Annotated in this window: 21 protein-coding genes and 1 tRNA gene; 10 read left to right on the top strand and 12 right to left on the bottom strand. The window is 70.6% G+C overall.

Going from position 1 to position 21,471, the window contains the following annotated elements:
• The first annotated feature begins 41 nt into the window (after positions 1 to 41).
• The 3 genes from ACFQMF_RS05205 to ACFQMF_RS05195 all read left to right on the top strand — a co-directional run bounded on the left by ACFQMF_RS05205 (position 42) and on the right by ACFQMF_RS05195 (position 3,111).
• A complete protein-coding gene (locus ACFQMF_RS05205) occupies positions 42 to 746 on the top strand; it encodes a hypothetical protein (protein WP_256408621.1) in 705 nt (234 codons plus the stop codon).
• On the top strand, positions 747 to 1,427 hold the full coding sequence (locus tag ACFQMF_RS05200; protein ID WP_256408622.1) for a metal-dependent hydrolase: 681 nt from the start codon (positions 747 to 749) through the stop codon (positions 1,425 to 1,427).
• A gap of 103 nt (positions 1,428 to 1,530) precedes the next feature.
• On the top strand, positions 1,531 to 3,111 hold the full coding sequence (locus ACFQMF_RS05195) for a phytoene desaturase family protein (RefSeq protein WP_256408623.1): 1,581 nt from the start codon (positions 1,531 to 1,533) through the stop codon (positions 3,109 to 3,111).
• 45 nt (positions 3,112 to 3,156) lie between these two features.
• On the opposite strand, the gene ACFQMF_RS05190 is transcribed toward ACFQMF_RS05195, so the two are convergent.
• Entirely contained in the window at positions 3,157 to 3,729 is a 573-nt protein-coding gene (locus ACFQMF_RS05190) for a PAS domain-containing protein (RefSeq protein WP_256408624.1), read from the bottom strand.
• A gap of 7 nt (positions 3,730 to 3,736) precedes the next feature.
• Positions 3,737 to 4,342, bottom strand: a complete 606-nt coding sequence (locus ACFQMF_RS05185) for a VOC family protein (RefSeq protein ID WP_256408625.1) — start codon at positions 4,340 to 4,342, stop codon at positions 3,737 to 3,739.
• 145 nt (positions 4,343 to 4,487) lie between these two features.
• On the opposite strand from ACFQMF_RS05185, the gene ACFQMF_RS05180 reads away from it, so the two are divergent.
• Entirely contained in the window at positions 4,488 to 5,324 is an 837-nt protein-coding gene (locus tag ACFQMF_RS05180) for an alpha/beta fold hydrolase (protein ID WP_256408626.1), read from the top strand.
• A gap of 174 nt (positions 5,325 to 5,498) precedes the next feature.
• Here the strand turns inward: ACFQMF_RS05180 and ACFQMF_RS05175 are convergent.
• From ACFQMF_RS05175 to ACFQMF_RS05165, 3 genes are all read right to left on the bottom strand, one after another.
• A tRNA-Ala gene (locus tag ACFQMF_RS05175) sits at positions 5,499 to 5,570 on the bottom strand.
• Between the two features lie 92 nt (positions 5,571 to 5,662).
• Positions 5,663 to 6,223: an SRPBCC family protein gene (locus ACFQMF_RS05170; RefSeq protein WP_256408627.1), complete on the bottom strand. Its 561-nt coding sequence runs from the start codon at positions 6,221 to 6,223 to the stop codon at positions 5,663 to 5,665.
• Between the two features lie 576 nt (positions 6,224 to 6,799).
• Entirely contained in the window at positions 6,800 to 7,852 is a 1,053-nt protein-coding gene (locus ACFQMF_RS05165) for a M42 family metallopeptidase (RefSeq protein WP_256408628.1), read from the bottom strand.
• 205 nt (positions 7,853 to 8,057) lie between these two features.
• Between ACFQMF_RS05165 and ACFQMF_RS05160 the strand changes: the two genes are divergently transcribed.
• The 4 genes from ACFQMF_RS05160 (at position 8,058) to ACFQMF_RS05145 (ending at position 10,128) form a co-directional block, all read left to right on the top strand.
• Entirely contained in the window at positions 8,058 to 8,315 is a 258-nt protein-coding gene (locus tag ACFQMF_RS05160; RefSeq protein WP_256408629.1) for an MTH865 family protein, read from the top strand.
• 105 nt (positions 8,316 to 8,420) lie between these two features.
• Positions 8,421 to 9,116 (top strand): J domain-containing protein, encoded by a 696-nt coding sequence (locus tag ACFQMF_RS05155; RefSeq protein ID WP_256408630.1) that lies wholly within the window; start codon positions 8,421 to 8,423, stop codon positions 9,114 to 9,116.
• Positions 9,113 to 9,898, top strand: coding sequence for a metallophosphoesterase (locus ACFQMF_RS05150; protein WP_256408631.1), 786 nt, complete (start codon positions 9,113 to 9,115; stop codon positions 9,896 to 9,898). The genes ACFQMF_RS05155 and ACFQMF_RS05150 overlap by 4 nt, the downstream gene beginning before the upstream one ends.
• 32 nt (positions 9,899 to 9,930) lie before the next feature.
• The gene (locus tag ACFQMF_RS05145) at positions 9,931 to 10,128 is read left to right on the top strand and encodes a hypothetical protein (protein ID WP_256408632.1); all 198 of its coding nucleotides are present in this window, start codon (positions 9,931 to 9,933) and stop codon (positions 10,126 to 10,128) included.
• A gap of 45 nt (positions 10,129 to 10,173) precedes the next feature.
• On the opposite strand, the gene ACFQMF_RS05140 is transcribed toward ACFQMF_RS05145, so the two are convergent.
• Together ACFQMF_RS05140 and ACFQMF_RS05135 are read right to left on the bottom strand one after the other, a co-directional pair.
• On the bottom strand, positions 10,174 to 11,088 hold the full coding sequence (locus ACFQMF_RS05140; RefSeq protein WP_256408633.1) for a metal-sulfur cluster assembly factor: 915 nt from the start codon (positions 11,086 to 11,088) through the stop codon (positions 10,174 to 10,176).
• A complete protein-coding gene (locus ACFQMF_RS05135) occupies positions 11,088 to 12,149 on the bottom strand; it encodes an amidohydrolase family protein (RefSeq protein WP_256408634.1) in 1,062 nt (353 codons plus the stop codon). Before ACFQMF_RS05135 ends, ACFQMF_RS05140 begins: the two co-directional genes overlap by 1 nt.
• Before the next feature lie 172 nt (positions 12,150 to 12,321).
• Here ACFQMF_RS05135 and ACFQMF_RS05130 point away from each other — a divergent pair, with 172 nt between their 5' ends.
• Positions 12,322 to 14,391: a beta-glucosidase gene (locus tag ACFQMF_RS05130; protein WP_256408635.1), complete on the top strand. Its 2,070-nt coding sequence runs from the start codon at positions 12,322 to 12,324 to the stop codon at positions 14,389 to 14,391.
• 80 nt (positions 14,392 to 14,471) lie between these two features.
• On the top strand, positions 14,472 to 15,587 hold the full coding sequence (locus ACFQMF_RS05125; protein ID WP_256408636.1) for a TrmB family transcriptional regulator: 1,116 nt from the start codon (positions 14,472 to 14,474) through the stop codon (positions 15,585 to 15,587).
• 42 nt (positions 15,588 to 15,629) lie between these two features.
• On the opposite strand, the gene ACFQMF_RS05120 is transcribed toward ACFQMF_RS05125, so the two are convergent.
• The 5 genes from ACFQMF_RS05120 to ACFQMF_RS05100 all read right to left on the bottom strand — a co-directional run bounded on the left by ACFQMF_RS05120 (position 15,630) and on the right by ACFQMF_RS05100 (position 21,356).
• Positions 15,630 to 16,568 (bottom strand): carbohydrate kinase family protein, encoded by a 939-nt coding sequence (locus ACFQMF_RS05120; protein ID WP_256408637.1) that lies wholly within the window; start codon positions 16,566 to 16,568, stop codon positions 15,630 to 15,632.
• Between the two features lie 37 nt (positions 16,569 to 16,605).
• Positions 16,606 to 17,787 carry an ABC transporter ATP-binding protein gene (locus ACFQMF_RS05115; RefSeq protein WP_256408638.1) on the bottom strand — a complete coding sequence of 394 codons (1,182 nt, stop codon included), beginning with the start codon at positions 17,785 to 17,787 and terminating at the stop codon, positions 16,606 to 16,608.
• A 6-nt stretch (positions 17,788 to 17,793) separates the two neighbouring features.
• Complete coding sequence (locus tag ACFQMF_RS05110) at positions 17,794 to 18,771, bottom strand: carbohydrate ABC transporter permease (protein WP_256408639.1); 978 nt, start codon at positions 18,769 to 18,771, stop codon at positions 17,794 to 17,796.
• A gap of 1 nt (position 18,772) precedes the next feature.
• Positions 18,773 to 19,777, bottom strand: coding sequence for a carbohydrate ABC transporter permease (locus ACFQMF_RS05105; RefSeq protein ID WP_256408640.1), 1,005 nt, complete (start codon positions 19,775 to 19,777; stop codon positions 18,773 to 18,775).
• A gap of 151 nt (positions 19,778 to 19,928) precedes the next feature.
• Entirely contained in the window at positions 19,929 to 21,356 is a 1,428-nt protein-coding gene (locus tag ACFQMF_RS05100; protein WP_256408641.1) for an extracellular solute-binding protein, read from the bottom strand.
• Between the last annotated feature and the right edge of the window lie 115 nt (positions 21,357 to 21,471).

The raw sequence follows: 21,471 nt of genomic DNA, 5'->3' as shown, positions 1-21,471 counted from the left end.
CTCCCCGAGCGACTTATTCGCGTGCGGTCGTCAGGGTGGGTATGGCACCGTCGCTGGTCAACGCCGCCTTCGGCGCGCTGCTCGCGGCGGCCCTGCTGGGCGCCGCGTTCGACCGGCGCTCGGTCGCGGTCGTCGTCGCGAGCGCGGTCCTCCCGGACCTCGACGCGGTCGCGAGCCTCGCGGTCCCGGGCGCGACGAACGCCCTCCTCCACGCCGTCTGGCTCCCGCTCGCCGCCGGAGTCGCCCTCTACTGGGACACCCGGGTCGCCGACGCGTCCCGGCTCCGCGGCCGGGCCGGGCGACGGGGCGTCCGGATCGCGTGGGTCGCGCTCGCGGCGTTCCTCGTCGCCGGCGTCGGCCCGGACCTGTTCGGCGGCGAGGGCGTGAACCTGCTGTACCCGCTCCACGACGCCTACTACCTCGTGGACGGGGGGCTCCTCTTCTCGACCGAGGACGGGGTCGTCCAGACGTTCGTCGCGTTCGGCGGGCAAGGGCCGGGGATCCTCCCGCTGGAGACGCTCGGGACGACGGAGTCGTACGTCGTCTCGACCGGGATCAACCCCGACGGCGGGACGGGGCTCTCGCTCGGCGCCGACCGCGAGTTCGACCTCGTCCGGGCGGGGTGGCAGCTGGTCGTCGTCGCGAGCGCGGTCGCGTCGCTGTCGGTGCGGTTCCGGCGGGAGGGTCGGACGGGCCGAACGGGTCGGTCGAACCCGACCGGAGACGACGCGGAGGTGCGCCGGTAGATGGTCTCCTCGGTCGTCCACGCCGGCTTCGCGCTGCTGCTCGCGGCCGGGCTGCTCGGCGACTACTACGACCGGCGGGCGCTCGCCGTCCTGCTCGCGGTCGTCGTGATCCCCGAGGCGGACAGCTTCCTCGGGTTCGTCATGTCCGGAGCGCACCGCACGGTGGGACACAACCTCGTGTTGCCCGCGGCGGCGGCGGCGCTGCTCTACTACGACACCCGCCTCCGCGAGCGGTCCGCGCTCCGCGAGCGCCTCGCGGAGCGGTGGATCGCGGTGGCGTGGGTCGGCCTGTTCGTCCACGTCTTCGCGCACGTCTCGCTCGATTGGGTCCACCTCGAAGGGGTGAACGTCCTCTGGCCGCTCCGGGACCGGTTCTACGCCCTCGACGGGGAGATACTGCTGTCGACCGCGGACGGCTTCGTCCAGACGTTCGTCGACCTGCGGACCGACCCGGAGACGGGGCGCCGGGCGGTCGACGCCGGGGCCACGGGAACCACGGAGACGGTCCACGTCAACAACCCGGTCGAGCCGCGCGATCCCGCCGACGAGGTCGAGGAGCCGGTCGAGCGGATCTTCCCGGTCGCGAGCGCCGGCTGGCGGCTCTACCTGGTCGGGACCGGGCTGTTCGTGCTTGCCGCCCGGCGACTGCAGGACCGGACGCCGGGAGGAGACGGGGACTGAGGAGCGCTGGAGAGGAACCGAGGTCGGGCGCCGGCGGACGGATATAAAAGGCCCACATAGTATGGCGAGGGGGTGAACCCCTCGGAGGGCGTACCGTCCGGTGATGAGCCCTGGCTCACGCGACGACGAGCGCCTCGCCGGCGCGGAGATCGCGGTGGTCGGCGCCGGGTTCGGCGGCCTCTCCGCGGCCGCGTACCTCGCCGACGCCGGCGCGGACGTGACGGTGTTCGAGCGCAACGAGCATCCGGGGGGGTACGCCGGCCGGATCGAGCGCGACGGCTTCCGGATCGACACCGGCCCCTCGTGGTACCTCATGCCGGAGGTGTTCGACCGCTTCTTCGGTCACTTCGGGCGGTCGACCGACGAGTTCTACGAGCTGACCGAGCTCGACCCGCTCTACGAGGTGGTCTGGAAGGACGGCGACCGGGCGACGATGCCCGCCGACCGGGAGGGACAGAAGGCCCTGTTCGAGTCGTACGAGGCGGGCGCCGGCGACCGGCTCGACGCGTACCTCGACGACGCCGCGGAGGCGTACGAGCTCGGGATGGACCGGTTCGTCTACCCGAGCCGGTCGCGGCTCCGGGACCTGGTCGACGCGGACGTGTTGCGCTCGGGGCGCGCGCTCCCGAAGCTCCAGGCGATGGACGACTACGTCGGCGACTACTTCGACCACGAGAAGCTGCGGCAGATCGCGGAGTACAAGCTCGTCTTCCTCGGCGGGTCGCCGTACAACACGCCGGCCATCTACACGCTGATGAGCCACGTCGACATGAACCTCGGCGTCTATCACCCGACCGGCGGGATCGCGAGCGTCGTCGACGGGATGGCGGCGCTCGCGACCGACCTCGGCGCCGAGATCCGCACGGAGACGCCGGTGACCGGGATCGAGCCGTCGGTCGCGGCGGCGGGCCCGAAGTTCGAGGTGGAGTTCGACCCGTCCGGAGCCGGGTCCGGGGGCTCGGCGTCGACCGGTCGGTTCGACCGCGTCGTCGCCAACGCGGCCCCGCCCCACGTCGAGCGCGACCTCCTCCCCGACGAGCACGCCCGCCGCGAGGCGTACTGGGAGTCGCGGACGTACGCCCCCTCGGCGTTCCTCATGTACTTCGGCGTCGAGGGCGACGTCGACCTCGACCACCACGCGCTCGTGTTGCCGACCGACTGGCGGCCGCACTTCGACTCGATCTTCGACGACCCGGCGTGGCCCGACGACCCGGCCTACTACGTCCACGTCCCCTCGAAGACGGATCCCGAGGCGGCGCCCGAGGGTCACGAGGCGGTGTTCGTCCTCGTCCCGCTGGCGGCCGGGCTCGACGACGACCCGGAGACCCGCGAGCGCTTCCGCGAGCTGGTGCTCGACGACCTCGCCGAGCACGCCGGCGTCGACTTCCGCGACCGGATCGTCTTCGAGGAGACCGCCTGCGTCGCCGACTTCCGCGAGCGCTTCAACGCCCCGCGGGGCACCGCCCTCGCGCTCTCGCACACGCTCGGGCAGACCGGACCGCTCCGCCCGGCGCACCGGGCGCCGGGCGTCGATGGGCTCTACTACGTCGGCGCGTACACGAACCCCGGGATCGGGATGCCGATGTGCCTGCTCAGCGGCGAGCACGTCGCCGAGGCCGTGATCGAGGACGCCACCGGCGGCGGGGTGTTGCCGTCCGTGGTGCCGACGTCGACGCTGCGGTAGGGCCGACGGTCGGGGGTCGACGCGGTCGGTCCGGACGCGGCGCGCTCAGTCCGACCCGTCGACCGCCTCCTGCACGGCGGCCCAGTGCGTGATCGTCCCGTCGTCGCCCGGGAGGGGTCGGAGCGAGACGCGGTTCAGGAACGGGGTCCCGTCGCGTCGGTAGTTCCGGATCTCGACGGTCACCGGCTCCCAGATCGACACGGCCTCGCGGAGGTCTTCGACCGCGTCGGCTCCCGTCTCCGGGCCCTGTAACAGCCGCGGGTTACGCCCGCGGAGCTCCGCGAGCGAGTAGCCGGTGCGTTCGCGGAACGTCCGGTTCGCGTACCGGATCGGGGTGTCGCGGTACGCCGGCCCGCAGAGCGTGACGCCGACCGGCGCGTCGTCGAGGAGCCGGACGCGCTCGATGAGGCGTCGGTCGCGCTCGGTGAGGTCACCGTCCTCGGCGACCGCCGGAGGCGCGGCCGTCTCCGAACCCCTCCAGGGGAGATCGCGGGGGTCGAGCCGGCGAGCGCGGTCCTGGCCGTCGACGTCGCCGCGGGCGAGGAGATCGCGGAACGCGCGTCGGGCGCTCGCCTCGTCGCACGCGAGGAACTCCAGGATCGCTTCTCTGAGCCCCATCGCGGCCTCAGAAGTCCCGGCCGGTCGCGGCGTCGGGGAGGTCGTACCGCTCGACCGGGAGCCCGAGTTCTTCGAGCGCGACCTCTAAGTGTTCGGTCGCGATGTACTCGTCGCCGGCGGCGACGCGGGCCGCCTGCGCGTGCGCGAGCACCTCGCCCTTCCGGTCGTCCGGAACGTCGAACTTGTCGGCGGCGAGCTCGATGACGAGCCCGTTGTGGTCGTGGGTGTACAGCGAGTGGAAGGCGCCGCGGTCGTACTCGCTCACCTCGTGGCCGGCGTCGAGCAGGCGCTCGCGGATCGCCGGGAGCTCCTCCGGATCGATGCTGAACGCGAGGTGGTGGACCGCGCCGATACCGGGGTCTTGCGTCTCCACCGAGTCGCGGGACTCGTCGACGAAGAAGGTGACCAGCCGCCCGTCGCCCGCGTCGAAGAAGAGGTGTTCGACCTCCTCGCGGTCGAGGTTGGGCTGTCTGATCACCAGGGGAAGCCCGAGCACGTCGCGGTAGAAGGCGACCGTGTCGTCCGCGTTGCTCCCGATCAGCGTGACGTGGTCCCAGCCGGTCGCGTGCAGCAGGCTGTCCGGCCGCTCCGCCGTGACCTCGTGCGTCGGCATACAGTGACCCACGGGAGCGTCCCTCATGAGTCCGCGGTAACACCGATGTCAGTCGCCGAGCGCGGGACGGACCGAACCGGCGGAGGGTAAAACGGCGGTTTGGGGTTCCCGACCGGTTATGTCCGCCGGAGCGGAAGACCGGGACGTGCGACGGAACTCGCCGCGCGCGGTCCGCCGCGCCGCGCTCGCGACCGAGACGTGTACGCTGCCGGACGGCCGGACGCTCGCCTACGCCGTCGGCGGAGACGGCGACGGGACGCCGGTGGTCGCGCACCACGGGACGCCGGGGTCCAGGCTGTTCGGGTCGCTGCTCGCCGACGCCGCCGCCGCGGAGGGCGTCCGACTCGTCGTTCCGGACCGGCCGGGGTACGGGCGCTCGTCGCCCCCGCCGGACGACTGGACCCCGCGGGACTGGCGGGAGGACCTCGCGGCGCTCCTCGATGCGGAGTCGGTCGAGCGGGGCGGGGTCGTCGGCTTCTCCGGCGGCGGGCCGTTCGCGCTCGCGGCCGCCGCGGACGACCGGGTGGACCGCGTCGGGCTGGTCAGCGCCGTCGTTCCGCCGGCCGACGTGGGCCTCGTGAGGCTGTCTCGGGTCCCGTTCGCCGTTCGCGCCCTGTTCCGACTGTCGGGCGCGTACGCGTCGGTCGCCGGGCCGAGCGCGGTCGTCGGGCAGTACACGGACCGCTCGGTGTCGGAGGCCGTCTCGCGGGCGGTCGCCGACGACTTCCACGAGGGTCTCCGGCAGGGAGCGGCGGCGGTCGCCCGGGAGAACCACTCGTTCGGCGACGAGTGGTCCGGTCTCGACCGAGCCCCGGTCCCCGTTCGCGCCTGGCACGGGACCCGCGACGAGAACGCGCCGCTGTCGGCCGTCCGGGCGCTCGCGGACGAGAGCGGCGTCGGGCTCACGACCGCTGAGACGGATCATCTCGGAACGCTGCTCGATCATCGGCGTGAACTGTTGCGGTGGGTCGGCGACGCGTAGCAGCGGAGCGGGGCGTAGGAAGGGGCTGGGCGTGGCAACGAGCGAAGCGGGCGGACTCGCGGGGGTCCCGTGAGCGGAGAGGGACCTCCGGTCCCTCTTGCAGCCGGTGCGAAGCGCCGGCGACGCCAGCGAACGGGACCACGCGAGGGAAGGAGACGGACGAAGTGAGTCGAGTGGACTCGCGGGGATTTGAACCCCGGGCCTTCCCCGTGCCAGGGGGATGATCTACCACTGATCTACGAGCCCTCGGAGGCGTTCCATCGTTCCCCGCTTGATATATTAAGGCCTTCGACTCGGCGATGACGGGGCTCCCGTCTCGCGGGCGCGGGCCGCCGACCTCAGATCCGCTCGGAGTCGACGTACACGTCGAGGTCGACGTCGCGCGTCGACCCCTCCAGGTCGCGGACGGCGCGCTGAACCACGCGCTCGGCCTCGGTCCGGATGAGCGGAATCGCCTTCTTCAACACCCAGTCGAAGGAGACGAGCCGCGGGAGGTCGAGCGCGTCCGGGCTGGCCGACCCGGGATCGAACTCGACTTCGAGCGCGACCTCACAGGCCGGCGAGTCGGCGCGATCCGCCTCGGCGTCTCGGCTCTCGGCACCGCCGTCCGACTCGGGCGGCGTCACGCGCCAGCAGCCGCCGGCGTCGATGTCCTTGGTGATCTCCCAGTCGATCCGTTCGGGCGGCTCGACGCCGGTCACCCGCGAGTGAGCCGTGTAGGTGATCTTCCACCACGCGAAGGTGAGCGCGTAGCGGGTACCGGGGCCGCCGTCCCCTTGAACCGTCCGCACGTCGTCGAGGTACTTCGAGTAGCGCGCGTAGCCCGGGAAGTCGAGCAGGAACTCGTACACCTCCTCGGGGTCGGCGTACACCTCGGTGCTCACGACGAGTTCGTCCACGTACGCCCGTTCGGGCGGCGGGTAATAAGCAGTCCGCTCATGTGTAGGACATTGTTGATGTAGTGCCGTCTTGCGATTCTGGTATCAGGCAATCTAGATAAGAATCATCTATCTGAGTGGTCTACCAGTCATTTCCCATCACCACCACCTTCGAGGGAACTGTATCAACAATCTCCTACGGAAGAGCGTAAGCAGTCCGGCGATACTATCTGAGAGATGACCGAATTGCTCGTCGGGACGTGTTTGGCGTGAAGGTGAGGTCTACCGAAGCCCCGGCCGGTTATTTATAAACAGCTACTGCGAGGTCGTCGGTGAACACCTCCAAAGCCCCAGCCGCGAGGAGGACGCACGCTCGCTGTGCGCTTCAGTCGCTCGCGATGCTCGCTCCTTCCAGTGCTTGCGTCGCCTCCGTCCTCCTCGCGGCTGCCCCTTTGAGTCCCGCCCCGCACAGCAACCGCACCTCACGCCTCCCCAGCCTCGTCGGTCGCCCTCCGCTTCGCTCCGGGCGACCGACTCCCTCGCGCACTCTGCTCGCGCCCAGATGGGCGCTCGCAGGTGCGCGCCACCGCGTTGTCTTTATAATGTATAGTCGTGCTCGCCGGTCTCGGAGTCGAGGAACGCGGTGAGCAGGTCGATCGTCGCCTCGATGTCCGCGCCGTCGGCGGTCTCGGTGACGGTATGGAGGTACCGCGTCGGGACCGAGATGGCGCCGACGGGCTTCGCGCCGGCGGTGTTCTGGAACCCGGCGGTGTCGGTGCCGCCCGCGGGCAGCACCTCGTGCTGGTGGTCGATCCCCTCGGCTTCGGCCACGTCGGTGAGTCGACCGTGGACCTTCGGGCTGGTGATCACCGAGGAGTCCTTGAGCTTGATCGCGGTCCCCTCGCCCAGCTCGGTCACGGCGTCGGCGGGGTCGCCGATCTGGGGGACGTCGTTGGCGACGGTGACGTCCAAGGCGACCGCGAGGTCGGGGTCGACGTCGACGCCGAGCGCGCTCGCGCCCCGGAGCCCCACCTCCTCCTGGACCGTCGCCGCGAAGTGGACCGTCACGTCCGGGTCGTCGATGCGGCGGGCGGCCGAAAGCATCGCGAACACGCAGACCCGATCGTCGAGCGCCTTCCCCGTCACCCGGTCGCCCATCCGCGTCGTCGTCTGGTCGAGGGTGACGAGGTCGCCGACGCCGACGAGTTCCTCGACCGCCTCCGGGTCGCGCCCGAGGTCGATGAAGACGTCTTTCACCTCGTCTTCCGTCTCCTTCTGTTCGTCCGTGAGCGTGTGCGGCGGCACGGAACCGATGACGCCGGTGAGGTCCTCCTCGCCGTGCACGGTGACGCGCTGGGCGCGGAGCACCCGCGCGTCGAACCCGCCGAGCGGATCGACCTGAACGAACCCCTCGTCGGTGACGTGCCGGACCATGAAGCCGATCTCGTCCATGTGGGCCGCGACCGCGACCGAGTAGTCCGAGTCGCCCTCGACCGTCCCGACCACGTTCCCCATCGCGTCGGTGCGGACCCGGTCGGCGACGTCGGCGAACTCGCGGCGGACGATCTCCCGGACGTCGTCCTCGTACCCCGGAACCCCGCGGGCCTCGGTCAGCTCTCGGAGCAGGTCGAAGTCGAAGTCGAACGACATGGACGGGGGTTGTGGCCCGACGACAAAGACTGGCCGGTTCGGACGCCGCCGTCGTCGCTCCCGCGCCCCGACGCTAACCCTCTCCCGCGCCCCGCCGGCGACGCCCTCGCGCTCTCTCGCCGGGTCCTCGTCGTCGCTTGCAAATAGCAAACTCGTTTACCGTTGTTCCGCAACCCTTTTGCGGCGGCTTGCGGGAAGGAACTGTATGAGCGACGTCAGAGCGGAACTCCGCGAACAGTTCCTGGACGCGTTCGGCGGCGCCGACTTCCCCGTCGAGAACCAGATGGACCTCGTCCCGGCGCTCCCGGACGGCCCGGCGACGCGGTTCGAGGCCGGCGACGTGAGCCTGACGGCGATGGAGCTGGCCGCGAAGCTCGGCAGCGAACAGGAGTTCCCCTACGCCACCGCGGAGGAGCTCGTCGACGACATCCTCGACGGCCTGGAGTCGAAGGGGATGATCTGACGCCGGCGCCGTCCTCCCGATCGGTCGGCTCCGGCCCGGAGCGCGTCCCTCGTCGGACCGCCGGCCCGGCGAGGGGTTGATAGGCGCCGAGCCGTTACGGGGGGCGTGGTCGTCGAGCTCATCAGCGTGGTGCCGCCGTGGATCCTGATAGGGATCGCGCTCGGCGGGGTCGCGTCCGCGCTCGCGGCGCTCGCCTTCTATCTCGGCAACCGGTTCGTCGCCCCGAGCGTCGCCGCGGCCGACGGCGACCGGACCGCAGCGGGCGACGAGCGACGACGCGAGGAGATCCGGGAGTACCTGACCGCGATCGACGAGCGGTTCAGCGAGGACCACGCGCTCGGCGAGGTGGCCGTCCCCTTCTACCTCCCCGAGCGCGAGGTCGCCATCACGTTCGACGCGCACGACTACTTCCGGCTGGAGGGCGAGGGCGTCTACACCGTCCTCTGCGAGCACGAGATGCCGGGGCGCGGGCTCGGTCGTCGCCTCCCGTTCGACGTGATCGAGCCGGACTGGGGGCCGGATCCGGCCGCCGAGGGCGGCGGTCGCGACCCGGTCGCCGCGGCGTTCGCGGAGCTCGACGTCGACCGCGACGCCGACGCCGACGAGGTGAAGCGCGCCTACCGGGAGCGCGTCAAGGAGACCCACCCGGACCAGGGCGGCGACGAGGAGTCGTTCCGGCGCGTCCGCGAGGCGTACGCGACCGCCCGCAACCACGCCGGCGGCGCGGGCGAGGAGGGCGCCCGGAAGCGACCCGCCGCCCGCGCCGACCGCACCGAGCCACCGGCGGGCTTCGGCCGGTGACGGGGGTCGCGTTCGCCGAGCGCGCGGCGTACCTCGACCGCCACGACGCGCTCGTCGTCGCCGACCTCCACGTCGGCCGCGGAGAGGCCTCCGCGGTCTCCCTCCCGATCGGCGAGCGCGAGGACCTCGTCGACCGCCTGACGGCGCTCCTGCATGGGTTCGACCCCGCGACCGTCGTCGTCGCCGGCGACGTCGTCCACACCTTCGACCGAGTCACCGACCGGAGCCGCGGAACGCTAGCTGCGCTCCGCGACGCCTGCGAGGGGCGCGGCGCCGACTGCGAGCTCGTCGCGGGCAACCACGACGCGGCCCTCTCGGGCGCGTGGGACGGCCCGATACGCGAGGAGTACGTCCTCGGCGCGGCGGACGGGGAGGGAGACAGCGCGGTCGACGCCGACCCGGACGCCCCTCGCACCGTCGTCTGTCACGGCCACGAGGCGCCGTCGGCGAGGGGGGACCGGTACGTGATCGGCCACGTCCACCCGACGATCGAGATCGAGGGCGACCGCCGCCCGTGTTTCCTCCGCGGCGAGGGCGCCTACCGCGGCGCCGACCTGCTCGTGCTGCCCGCGTTCACCCGGCTCGCGCCGGGCGTGGCCGTCAACGACATGCGGACGAACGCGTTCGATTCCCCGCTCGTCACCGACGCGGACCGGCTGGCGCCGGTCGTCGTCGACCCGGGGGACGACGCGGACGACGCCGGCGGCGCGGACGGCGAGGGAGGCGGCCGCGGAGAACCCCTTCGGTTCCCGCCGCTCGGGGAGTTCCGCGAGCTGTTGTGAACGCTTTTGTCGTCGCGTGCGTATCGTGAGCTATGAACACGGAGAACGCCTGCCTCGGCTGCGGCGAGCCGTTCGACTGGGGCGAGGGCGAGTGCCCGGAGTGCGGCTGGGACCGCGACGAGTGGGCCGCGAGCGGCCGGCACGGGCTGGAGAAGGAGGGCCACGGCGAACCGGACGAGGACGGCGAGTCGGGAGGCGGCGGACTCGGGGGACTCGGCCCGATCCGCTGAGTCCGGGAGGGCGCGGCGGCGGGGCGACGACCACCCGGCCGCGGCTCAGTCGTCCGTGGAGAGCGTCCAGGTCGAGGTGAACTCGTCGACGTCGCCGTCGTACGCGAGCGACCCGTCGGCGTCCGACCGGTCAACGTACGACGCCCCGGACCCGTCCGGGCCGTCGGGCCCGTGGCGCGCGCGGTGAAGCGCGTCGCAGACGGCGCCCTGTCCGCCCATGTTCACGCTCGCGAGCCGGGACCGCTTCTGGACCACGTCCAGCCGGTCGGCCGGGATCGGGTCGCCCTCCGGCGTCAGGAACAGCGTGTCGTCCGGCGCCGTCACGTGCCCGCTCGTCGTGACGCGGTCGAGGTAGTCGGCGATCGGCGCGGCGTCGACGACGATCGACAACCCGCCGAGGTCGACGTGCGCCTCGTCCCCGGCGACCGTCAGGTCGGAGCGGACGAGCGAGACGACCTGCTCGGGGTCGGCCCCCGCGTCGAGCAGGGTCTGAACCGCCTCGCGCTGCGTGGAGACGCGGGCCTTGTCGGCGATGGCTGCCCGGACTTCGGCCACCCCGCCGTCGGCGTCCGGGAACGTCTCGCCGAAGCCGTCGCGGGCGTTGACTCCCGTCGTGATCTCCTCGCCGTGCATGTGGTCGCACAGCTCGATCCGGCTCTCGCCGACCCAGTCGAGCGCCTCGACCTCGTCGCGGGCGTCGACCGCCATCATCCACGCGAAGGCGGGCGAACACCACGCCGTCGGGAGCGTGAACCGGACCTCGACGCGGCCGCCGTCGACCTCGATCGCGTCGATGTAGTCCAGCTCGACGATGGAGCGGGCGAGCTCCGGGTCCTCCACGCGGTCCAGTCGCTCCCTGACGGCCCGTACTCCCGTGGGATCCCCGCCGGAGTCGGTGGCGGGGTCGCCGGTCGGATCCCCGCCGGCGTCGCCCGTCCGGCCTGCGCTGCTCCCCGACATCAGTCCGCCGCGGCCCCCGCGTCGCCGCCGTAGTGAGCGCCGAGGTCGAACCGCTCGGTGATGTCGTCGTCGCGGAACTGCCGCTTCTTCGCCTCGATGTCGATGTCGTACAGCTCCGCGGCGTTCTCGCCCATGATCTTCTTCATCGTGTCGACGTCGAGCTCGACCCCGTACTCGTCTCGCTGCTCGTCGGTGAGCTCCGCGTTCATCACCTGGTCGACGAGCCAGTCCGGGTTCCACAGCGCGTAGTCGGAGCCGAACAGGATCCGGTCCTCGCCGAGCCAGAAGAGGAGCTCGCCCATGATCTCGCCGAACTTCCGCTCGCGGTGGGTCGACATCGCGGAGGCGACCGCGAGCCCGCCGTAGACGTTCGGCTCCTGGGCCGCGATCCAGCAGAAGTCGTCGAGCCGCGGGAGGCCGACGTGGTTGACGATGAAGTTGAGCTCCGGGAACGAGGAGGCGGCGTCGTCGACGTCCTCCACGTCGAACGCGTCGCGGTTGAGCGGGCGGATCGTCGGCCCCTTGTGGGCGTTGATGTTCTCGATGCCGAGCTCCGCGCACTTCTCTAAGAAGTCGAAGGCGTCGTCGCTGTCGAGCCGCCACCCCTTCGAGTCGCCGCGCCACTCGGCGGTGTACAGCTTCACGCCGGGGATGTCGTACTCCTCCTTGAGGTGTTCGAGGTAGCGGAGTCCCTCCTCGCCGTCGCGCGGGTCGAAGCTCCCGTTCAGGACGAACCGCTCCGGGTACTCCTCGGCAAGTTCGGCGTTCTGTTCGGTCGTGTTGAACCCCTCGTCGTAGAAGTCGTCGAGGTACGTCGGCTGGAAGATCGCCATGTCGGCGGCCGCGTTCCCGAACAGGTCCTCGGTCATCCTGTCGGCGCCGTAATGCCGGTAGGTGTCGATGTCCCACTGCTCCTCCTCGGGAGTGAACCCGGTGTGGTAGTCGTAGAAACACTGGAGGAACTGCTCGCCCCCCTCGTGGATGATGTTCTCCTCCCGGGCGTCCCACATGTGGACGTGGCCGTCGATGACGAAGATCTCCTCGCCGTCCATCTCGTACATACGAGTAGCCGTGGGGAGTGGTCACACATAACTATAAGGATTGTTCAGGTAAATTACGGATCGGGTTTCCCGTTTCCCGATTGACTCCGTCGGGTGTCGGCTCCGGCCACCGTCGTCTCCGCACCGCAACGCGTGGAAACAGCAAAGGAGGTCCGGTGAAAAGGCGGGGCGCATGGAACGGGAGATCGACGCCGTCGTCGACGAGCTGACGCTCGGCGAGAAGCTCCGGCTGGTTCACGGTGCCGTCGACCCCGAGGGGAAGGCGACGGGCTACCTCCCCGGCGTCGACCGCGTCGATATCCCGCCGCTGGCGCTCGTCGACGGACCGCTCGGCGTCCGGGTGAACGGGGGGCGCGCGACGGCGTTCCCCGCCTCGGTCGCGCTCGGCGCGACGTGGCGGCCCTCGCTCGCCCGTCGCTTCGGCCGAGCGCTCGGCAGGGAGGCGGCCGCCCACGGTCAAGACGTCGTGCTCGCGCCCGGAGTCAACGTCGCCCGGGTGCCGACGGGCGGGCGCAACTTCGAGTACTACGGCGAGGACCCCCACCTGACCGCGCGGACCGCCGTCGCCGCGATCGACGGCGTCGAGTCGGCGGGGGTCGGCGCGACGGTCAAACACTACGTCGCGAACAGCCAGGAGACGGACCGGTACGAGGTCAGCGCGGCGGTCGGCGAGCGGGCCCTCCGCGAGATCTACCTGCCGGCGTTCCGCGCGGCGGTCGAGGAGGCGGACGTGACGTCGGTGATGACCGCGTACAACCGGGTCAACGGGACGCATATGAGCGACCACGAGCGCCTCCTCTCGGACGTGCTGAAGGGCGAGTGGGGGTTCGACGGCTTCGTCGTCTCCGACTGGTGGGGCACTCGGAGCACCGTCGGGGCGGCGCGCGCCGGCCTCGACGTCGAGATGCCCGGGATCTCCCCCGAGGCGTTCGCTCCCGACGACGTCGACCTCGGCGAGGCGTCCGAGGCGATGCCGCCGGTCCCGGACGTGCCGGCGCTGTTCGGCGAGCCACTCCGCGAGGCCGTCGAGTCGGGCGAGCTCGACGAGGCCGTCGTCGACGAGAAGGTCCGGCGGGTCCTGCGTGGCATGGCCTCGATCGGGCGGTTCGGCAGCCGGCCGGAGGGCGAACTCGACACGGCAGCACACCGGCGGCTCGCGCGCGAGATCGCCGCGGAGGGCGCGGTCCTCCTCCGGAACGACGGCGTGCTCCCGCTCGACGGGGTCGACTCGCTCGCGGTGATCGGCCCCAACGCGGACGCCGCCAAGCTCGGCGGCGGGGGCTCCTCGGAGGTGTCGCCCTTCGTCCGGACCTCCCCCGTCGAGGGGATCGGGGCCAGGGACGTCTCGGTCGCCGTCGAACGGGGGATCGAGCCGGTGTCGGAGTCGCGGGTGTTCGACGCGGGGACCGGCGACGCGGCGCCCGACCCGAGCGTCGACGACGCGGTCGACGCGGCCGCGGCGGCCGACTGCGCCGTCGTCGTCGTCCAGGACGACGCGACGGAGTTCCGGGACCGGCCGGGGCTCGCCCTCCCCGGCCGACAGGACGACCTGATCGAGGCGGTCGCCGGGGTCGCCGACCGGACGGTCGTCGTCCTCCGGACGAGCGGTCCCGTCGAGACGCCGTGGGCGGACGCGGTCGACGCCGTGCTCGAAGCGTGGTACCCCGGGCAGGCCGACGGCGAGGCGCTCGCCGACCTGCTCTTCGGCGACGCCGAGCCCGGCGGACGCCTCCCGGTGACCTTCGGGCGCACCGCGGCCGACTACCCCACGAGCGACGACGCGGCGTTCCCGGGAGTCGACGGCGTGGCCCGGTACGACGAGGGCGTCTTCGTCGGCTACCGGTACTTCGACGAGCGCGGCGTCCGCCCCCGCTTCCCCTTCGGCCACGGGCTCTCGTACGCCGCGTTCGCCTACGGGGAGCCGTCGGTGACCGAGGACGCGGACGGGTTCGCCGTCGCGGTCCCCGTCGAGAACACCGGGGACCGCCGGGGGAAAGCCGTCGTCCAGGTGTACGCCGGGAAGACCGCCGCTCCGGTGCCGACGCCGAAACGCGAACTGGTCGGGTTCGAGGCGGCGACGATCGAGGCCGGCGAGCGGCGCGCGGTCGAGGTGTCGGTCGACCGCTCGGCGTTCGAGTACTACGACGAGGGGGCCGGCTGGACGCTCGCGACGGGAGAGAACGCGCTCTTCGTCGGCCGTTCGTCGCGGGACGTCGTCGCGGCGGTCGACGTCTCGGTCTGACCGCCCGCGGGGCGGCGCCCGCCGTCTCCCTCGGCCTCCCGGCGCGACAATACTTAGTCGTCACCCGCGTAGGGGCGGCCATGGAGACGGACTCGCTGACTGAGACGCTCGAAGACGCGGGGCTGTCGCCGTACCAGGCGGCGGTGTACGTCGCGCTCATCGAGCTGGGGACCGCGTCGGCGACGGACATCGCCGACGCGAGCGGGGTCCCGAACGCGCGCGTCTACGACGTGATCGACGCCCTGGCCGAGCGCGAGTACGTCGAGAAGTACGAACAGGGAAGCCTCAAGGCGCGCGCACACAGCCCCGCCGAGGTCCTCGACGACCTCCGGAACAGGGCGGACCGGTTCGAGACCGCGGCGGACGAGATCGAAGAGCGGTGGGAGCAGCCGCCGCTCGAACGGTCCAGCGCGAGCATCGTCAAGCAGTTCCAGACCGTCATCGACCGCGCGCGGCTGTTCATCGAACGGGCGGAGACGCGCGTGTACCTCTCCGTGACGCCCGAACACCTCGAACGGCTTCGCGACTCGCTGCGGGAGGCCCACGAGCGCGGCGTCGTCGTCCACCTCCTCGTCTACACGGAGTCGGGCGGCGATCCGCCGCCGACCGAGTCGGTGGCCGGACTCTGTCGGGAGGCGCGGTACCGGCGACTGCCGGCGCCGTTCGTCGCCTCGGTCGACCGGCAGAGCGCCTGTTTCTCGCACCACCCCGACGCGGTCAATCAGTACGGGGTGCTCGTCAACGACGAGGAGTACACGTTCGTCTTCCACTGGTTCTTCATGACGTGTCTGTGGGTGCACGGGACGCCGATACACACCGAGCGCCGGGAGACGCCGCCGATCGAGTACGTCGACATCCGCCAGCTGGTGCGCGAGGCGCGGCCGATCATCGAGTCCGGGGCGACGATGACCGTCCGCATCGAGGGGACGGACCTGAACGCCGGCGAGCCGCGGACGATCACGGGTACCGTCGAGGGGGTCCGGTCCGTCGTGGAGGGGAAGGAGTCGGACCCGCAGGTCGCCGGACAGGTCATGCTGGACGTCGACACCGGCGAGGAGCGGGTCAGCGTCGGCGGCTGGAACGCCGTCGTCGAGGACCTCGAAGCGAACCGCCTCGTCGTCACCGATATCGAGGGCGCCGACGACTACCCGCCGCTGCGCGCGGGGACGGCGACCGCCGAGGAGCCCGGCGAGTGAGCGCGGGCCGCGGCGCGAGGTCGATCCCCGACCGGGACCGGGTCACGACCCGTCGACCAGCTCCGCGACCGTCCCCCGGTCGGGGAGCGCGGTCATCCCGCCGCCCCGCGTCGTCGAGAGGGCGGCGACCGCGTTGGCGAACGCGAGGACCGCGTCCGGACCGGCGCCGTCGGTGAGCGCGGCGATCGCGCCCGCGGCGAACGCGTCGCCGGCGCCGGTCGTGTCGACCACGTCGCCCACCTCGTAGCCGGGATGCGACCACTCGCCGGCGCCCCACGCGGCGCCCTCGTCGCTGACGAGGCGCGCGCCGGAGCTGCCCTCGGTCAGGAGGAGCACGTCCGGTCCGGCGTCGAGGATCTCCCGCGGCGCGGCCGGGAGCCCGGCGCCGTCGAGGTCCTCGCGGGTCGCCTTGAGGACGTCCGTCGCCGAGAGCATCCGCCGGACCGTCGGGGCCGGGTCGGTCTCCCACAGCTCGGGGCGGACGTTCGGGTCGAAGAAGACGCGGCAGCCTCGGGCCCGAGCCCGCTCGACGAGGTCGAAGGTCGCCGATCGCGCCGGCTCGGCGGTCAGCGTGACGCCGCCCACGGCGACGGTGTCGACCGATTCGAGCGTCTCGTCGTCGACGACGCTCGTGTCGAGGCGCCTGTCGGCCGTGTCCGAGCGGTAGAAGGTGAACTCCCGGTCGGCGTCGGGACCGTGCGAGACGAACGCCAGCGCCGTCCGACTGTCGGGGACGGCCGTGACGAACCGGTCCGGGATCCCCTCGCGGTCGAGCACGTCCCCGAGGTGCGCGCCGAACGGGTCGTCGGCGAGCGCGGTGCAGAACCACGGCGTCCGGTCGAGCCGCGCGAGGCCGACCGCCACGTTGGCCGGCGCCCCGCCCGCCCGTCGGGAGAACGACTCGACGTCGCCGAGCGACCCGGGACTGTCCGGAATGAAATCGATCAGGGTCTCGCCGGCGACGAGGACGTCACGCGTCATGCGACACCACGCGTGGAGAGCGGGACGACCGGCACGCTCAGTCGGCCTGCACGCCGTCCTCGCCGGCTTCGATGTCCGCCTCGGAGACGACGCCGTGCGAGATCGCGTCGCCGGTCCGGTCGTCGAACAGGTGGATCCGAGCGCGGTCGAAGACGACGTCGACGTCCTCCTCCTCGCCGATGTCGGTCGCGGGGTCGACGCTCATCAGCAGTCCCTGTCGCTCCTCGAAGTCGGCCGTCTCCTCGTCGACCGATTCGAGGATCGGTTTCAAGTAGACGAATATCTCGTCGCCCATCGGTTCGAGCACGTCGGTCTCGACCGAGAACGCTCGGCTCGGGTCCGCGGCCTCGGCGCTGTTGTCCGTGAGGTAGATGTCCTCCGGACGGATCCCGACCTCGACCGGGTCGCCGGTCCCCACGCCGTCGATCGCGGCGGTGTCGAAGGAGACGGAGTAGCCGTTCGCGTCGAGGCTGTCCTCCCCGACGCTCGCGTCGAAGAAGTTCATCGACGGCGACCCGATGAAGCCCGCGACGAACCGGTTGGCCGGCTGGTTGTAACAGACGAGCGGCGGGGCGATCTGCTGGAGCTCGCCCTTGTTGAGCACCGCGATCCGGTCGGACATCGTCATCGCCTCCGCCTGGTTGTGGGTGACGTAGATGATCGTCGTGTCCAGCTGCTTGTGGAGCCGCTGGAGCTCGGTCCGCATGTTGACGCGCAGCTTGGCGTCGAGGTTCGCCAGCGGCTCGTCCATCAGGAACACGTCCGGGTCGCGGACGATGGCCCGCGCGATCGCGACGCGCTGGCGCTGTCCGCCGGACATCTCGCTCGGCATGCGGTCGAGCATTCCCTGCAGCCGGACGACCCGCGCCGCCTCGTCGACGCGCTCGTCCATCTCCTCTTTCGGGAAGTCGCGCAGGCGGAGCCCGAAGGAGATGTTGTCGTACACGTCCATGTGCGGGAACAGCGCGATGTTCTGGAACACCATCGCGATGCCGCGATCCTTCGGCGGGAGGTTCGTCACCTCGCGGTCGCCGATCAGGATCTCCCCCGACGTCGGCTTCGTGAGCCCCGCGACCGTTTCGAGCGTCGTGGACTTCCCGCAGCCCGAGGGACCGACGAGGCAGATGAACTCGCCGTCCTTCAGGTCGAGGTTCATGTTGTCGACCGCCGTTACGTCGTCGTACTGTTTCGTGACGTCCGTGAGTTTGACTCGTGCCATGTGGTATCACTCCTTGAGCGCGCCCTGCGTGAGGCCGCTGATGATCTTGTCCTGTGCGACGACGACGAGGATCGCGACCGGAACGATCGCGATCAGGCTCGCCGCCGCCTGGAGGTCGTACCGGACCGTGTACTGCGTCTGGAACGCGATGACGCCGTCGACCACCGGCGCCCACTCCGCGGCGCTGTTGCCGGTCATCAAAAAGGAGAAGAAGAACTCCGTGTACACCGTGATGAAGGTGAGGATGCCGGCGGTCGCGACCCCGGGAGCCGAGAGCGGCATGATCACGCGGAACAGCGCGCCGAGCCGCGTCGTCCCCTCCACCCTGGCCGCCTCTTCGAGCCCGTCCGGGATCTGGCCGTAGAACGTCGTCAGGATGAAGATCGCCAGCGGCATCGTGAACGCGCTGAGCGGCGTGACGACCGCGCCCGGCGTCCCGTACAGCTCCACCGGGAGGGTGAACAGCCCGAGCATCGGGACCTGCTGGTTGAACGCCCGGAACAGCGGGATGAACAGCGTCGCCGGCGGGAAGAAGCTGAGCACCAACAGCGAGAAGAGGAGCGGCGTCTTCCCGCGGAACTCCAGGCGCCCGAACGCGTACCCGGCGAGGCTCCCGACGAGGAGCACGAACACCGTCACGGTGAACGCGTAGAACAGGCTGTTGAACATGAACCGCGCGAACGGGACCTGCACGAACACCTGCACGAACGCCGACAGGTCGATCGTCGTCGGGACGAGCGGGATGTCGGTCTGTCCCGGCGGCGCCATCGCGACGTTGAACAGCCAGTACAGCGGGAACAGCGAGGTCGTCAGCAGGACCCCGCCGAGGAACACTAACATCACGGCGTACGCCTTCTCGGGGTTTCGGATCCAGTCGTCGGCCCACCGCCCGACGCGGGACTTGTTCTCGCCGTCGCCGCCCGTTTCGTCGCCCGATCCGTCGAACGTTTCCGCGTCTTCGTGGTTGCGTGCGTCGATGCTCATGTTACGCTAACCCCAGGCTCTGGTTGCTCTGTCGGATGAATATCAGGTACACCATGATGAACAGTCCGACGACGATGGCGATCAGCACGCTCACGGCGGCCGCGGAGCCGTACAGCGTCGCCGAACCGAACATCAGCTGGGTGACGAGACAGGTCATCGACGGGACCGTCGAGCAGCCGACGGTGGTCGACTCGATGATCCCGTACACCCGCAGCGCGCCCATCGTCCGGAACAGCATCGCGACCATCAACACCGGGAACACCAGCGGGAACGTGATGTAGCGGAACCGCTGCCACCGGGAGGCGCCCATCACGTCGGCCACCTCGTACAGGTCCTGATTGACGCTCTCCAACCCCGCCAAGATCAGCAGGGCCATGAACGCCGAGGTCTTCCAGATGTCCGCCACCGTCACGATCACGAAGCTGTCGAAGGTCGTGTTGAGCGGGAGCTGGGAGAAGATCCCGAGCTGCTGGAGGGGCTCGGTCAGCAGTCCGTACCCCGGCCGGAACAGCAGGAAGAAGATCATCCCCTGGATGACGATCGGGATCGCCCACGGCAGGATGATGAGCAGCCGGACGAGCCGCCGGCCCTTGTACTCGGCCTTCATCAGCATGGCGTAGAGGAACCCGAGCAGCGTCTCGCCCGTGACGCTCAACACGGCGAACAGGACCGTCACGAACAGCGCCTGCTCCAGGATCGGCGTCTGGAACGAGGGGTCCACGAACGCCGCCGGCGCGAGCGCGTTGGTGTTCGTGAGCAGCTGGACGTAGTTCTGTAGCCCGACGAACTCCCCCAGGTTGCCGCCGGTGATCACGTCGGCGAAGAACGACATCCTGACGGCCGAGGCCAGCGGCCAGAACGCGAACAGCAGCAGCACGACGAACGCCGGAGCCAACAGCAGGTACGCGTACGCCTGCTCGCTCAGGTTCTCCGTCCACGTCCCGAGCCGCGTCAGGACCCCGCCCGATCCCTCGGCGATCTCCGGCCGCCCCTGTTCAGTCGCCATGGCGACCTCCACCTCCGCGTCCGATCGCCCGTCGTGGTCCGAGCATCGACCCCTTGTATATCGTGCGAATATTTATCATTATTGTTTGTTTTATATACGGATCACCTCCCGGAGACGCGAGACGCCCCGGGAGCCGACTCGTCGGCGGTCGTCACCCCGACTGCTCTTCTATCGCCGAGATCTGCTCTTGCATCGCCGCCGCCGCCTCCTGCGGGCTCTTCTCCTGGCGGAGCGCCGCGTTGACCTCGTTGGCGACGATGCTCCGCTGGTTCGGCCACACCGAGGTCGTCGGCCGGGGGATGAGGTTCTCCGCCGCGTACTGGAGCGCCTCGAAGTACGGCCCGTACGTGTCGCTCTGCTCGACGTAGCTGTACAGCGACGGCTTCGGCGGCATGAAGTTCGCCGTGTCGAACTGGTACTCGAGGACCGAGTCCTCCCACCACGCCTTGATCACTTCCTTCGCCGACGCCATGTTGTCGGTAAAGGGGTTCATCGACATGATCCATCCGCCCTGCGCGTGCCAGGAGCCGTTCGGGCCCGCCGGGAGCGGCATCACGCCGAGCTCCATGTCCGTCCCCTCGAAGGCCGTCTCGGCCCCGCCGATGGAGTAGGTCCAGTTGCGCTGGGTGACCGCGGCCCCGCTCTCGAAGGTGCTCTTCGTGTCGGGCTCGGACCAGCCGGCCACCTCCTGCGGGGAGATGGCCGCGATGTCCATCGGGGCGCTCCCCGTGCCGTGGATGGTGTCGACCGCGGCCTCGACCCCGTCGATCGACTCCTCCGTGTCGAGGGTGACGGGGCGGTCGCCGATCGGACCGAAGAGGTTGTCCTGCCCGCCGAAGAAGGCGCCGCCCATGCTCGTGAGGAACTCGTTGAACGTGCAGCACGCCAGGCCGGCGTAGTTGTTCCCCTGCCAGAGGTGGCCGTACTCGACGTCGGCCCCGCTCATGACCTCGGAGACGATCTGCGAGAACTCGCCCCACGTCGGCGGCTCCCCGCGCCACGTCTCGAAGTCGGAGTCGCCGTAGCCCGCGTCCCGGAACAGGTCCTTCCGGTAGGTGATGGTCGGGTAGTCCGGGAACACCGGGACCGAGTACAGGTCGCCGGTCTCGGGGTGAGTCCCCGTGTTGATCATCGACTGGACGCCCTCCTCTCTGACGCGGGAGATGAACTCCTCGTCCATCTCCTCTTCGAGGTTGACCAGGTCGCCGCGGACGATGAACGGGATCGTCCACCCGTTGTCCGTCAACACCAGGTCTGGGTCGGACTCCTCCGCGTTGATCGCGGTCCGGAGCTGCTGCTGCTTGCTGCCGGTGTCCTGCGGCGGCCGGGTCATCTCGATCGTGATCGAGTCGGGCACGCCCGCCTCGTGCAGGACCTCGGGGAACCCGGCGTCGACGAACTGCGGCCCGGAGAAGACGGTGACCGTCCCGCCGATCTCGTCGCCCGACGAGCCGGTCGTTCCGCCGGATCCCCCGTCGCCGCCGCCGGAACAGCCCGCTAGCCCGGTCACGCCGATCGCGCCGGTTGCCGTGATGTATTGCCGCCGTGAGACGCCGGTCTCGCTGTCGTTGCCAGACATACTGCGTACGTGAGGAACGATCATTAATATAATTAAGGTGGTTTACAACCGGTGTTGTAAAGAAAATTCCACCGGGGGACGGCGGCCGCTACACGGGGAGAGGACCGACCGTTTT

Origin of the sequence: Halorubrum rutilum, from assembly GCF_042665015.1 — an archaeon.
GTDB lineage: Archaea > Halobacteriota > Halobacteria > Halobacteriales > Haloferacaceae > Halorubrum > Halorubrum rutilum.
Note: the sequence above shows the minus strand (reverse complement) of the source record. Positions and strands in the feature narration are given on the sequence as shown.

Coding starts and splice junctions, on each gene's coding strand:
- ACFQMF_RS05205 (WP_256408621.1), top strand. CDS start 42: ATGGCACCGTCGCTGGTCAACGCCGCCTTCGGCGCGCTGCTCGCGGCG.
- ACFQMF_RS05200 (WP_256408622.1), top strand. CDS start 747: ATGGTCTCCTCGGTCGTCCACGCCGGCTTCGCGCTGCTGCTCGCGGCC.
- ACFQMF_RS05195 (WP_256408623.1), top strand. CDS start 1,531: ATGAGCCCTGGCTCACGCGACGACGAGCGCCTCGCCGGCGCGGAGATC.
- ACFQMF_RS05190 (WP_256408624.1), bottom strand. CDS start 3,729: ATGGGGCTCAGAGAAGCGATCCTGGAGTTCCTCGCGTGCGACGAGGCG.
- ACFQMF_RS05185 (WP_256408625.1), bottom strand. CDS start 4,342: ATGCCGACGCACGAGGTCACGGCGGAGCGGCCGGACAGCCTGCTGCAC.
- ACFQMF_RS05165 (WP_256408628.1), bottom strand. CDS start 7,852: ATGTCGTTCGACTTCGACTTCGACCTGCTCCGAGAGCTGACCGAGGCC.
- ACFQMF_RS05160 (WP_256408629.1), top strand. CDS start 8,058: ATGAGCGACGTCAGAGCGGAACTCCGCGAACAGTTCCTGGACGCGTTC.
- ACFQMF_RS05145 (WP_256408632.1), top strand. CDS start 9,931: ATGAACACGGAGAACGCCTGCCTCGGCTGCGGCGAGCCGTTCGACTGG.
- ACFQMF_RS05140 (WP_256408633.1), bottom strand. CDS start 11,088: ATGTCGGGGAGCAGCGCAGGCCGGACGGGCGACGCCGGCGGGGATCCG.
- ACFQMF_RS05135 (WP_256408634.1), bottom strand. CDS start 12,149: ATGTACGAGATGGACGGCGAGGAGATCTTCGTCATCGACGGCCACGTC.
- ACFQMF_RS05130 (WP_256408635.1), top strand. CDS start 12,322: ATGGAACGGGAGATCGACGCCGTCGTCGACGAGCTGACGCTCGGCGAG.
- ACFQMF_RS05125 (WP_256408636.1), top strand. CDS start 14,472: ATGGAGACGGACTCGCTGACTGAGACGCTCGAAGACGCGGGGCTGTCG.
- ACFQMF_RS05120 (WP_256408637.1), bottom strand. CDS start 16,568: ATGACGCGTGACGTCCTCGTCGCCGGCGAGACCCTGATCGATTTCATT.
- ACFQMF_RS05115 (WP_256408638.1), bottom strand. CDS start 17,787: ATGGCACGAGTCAAACTCACGGACGTCACGAAACAGTACGACGACGTA.
- ACFQMF_RS05110 (WP_256408639.1), bottom strand. CDS start 18,771: ATGAGCATCGACGCACGCAACCACGAAGACGCGGAAACGTTCGACGGA.
- ACFQMF_RS05105 (WP_256408640.1), bottom strand. CDS start 19,777: ATGGCGACTGAACAGGGGCGGCCGGAGATCGCCGAGGGATCGGGCGGG.
- ACFQMF_RS05100 (WP_256408641.1), bottom strand. CDS start 21,356: ATGTCTGGCAACGACAGCGAGACCGGCGTCTCACGGCGGCAATACATC.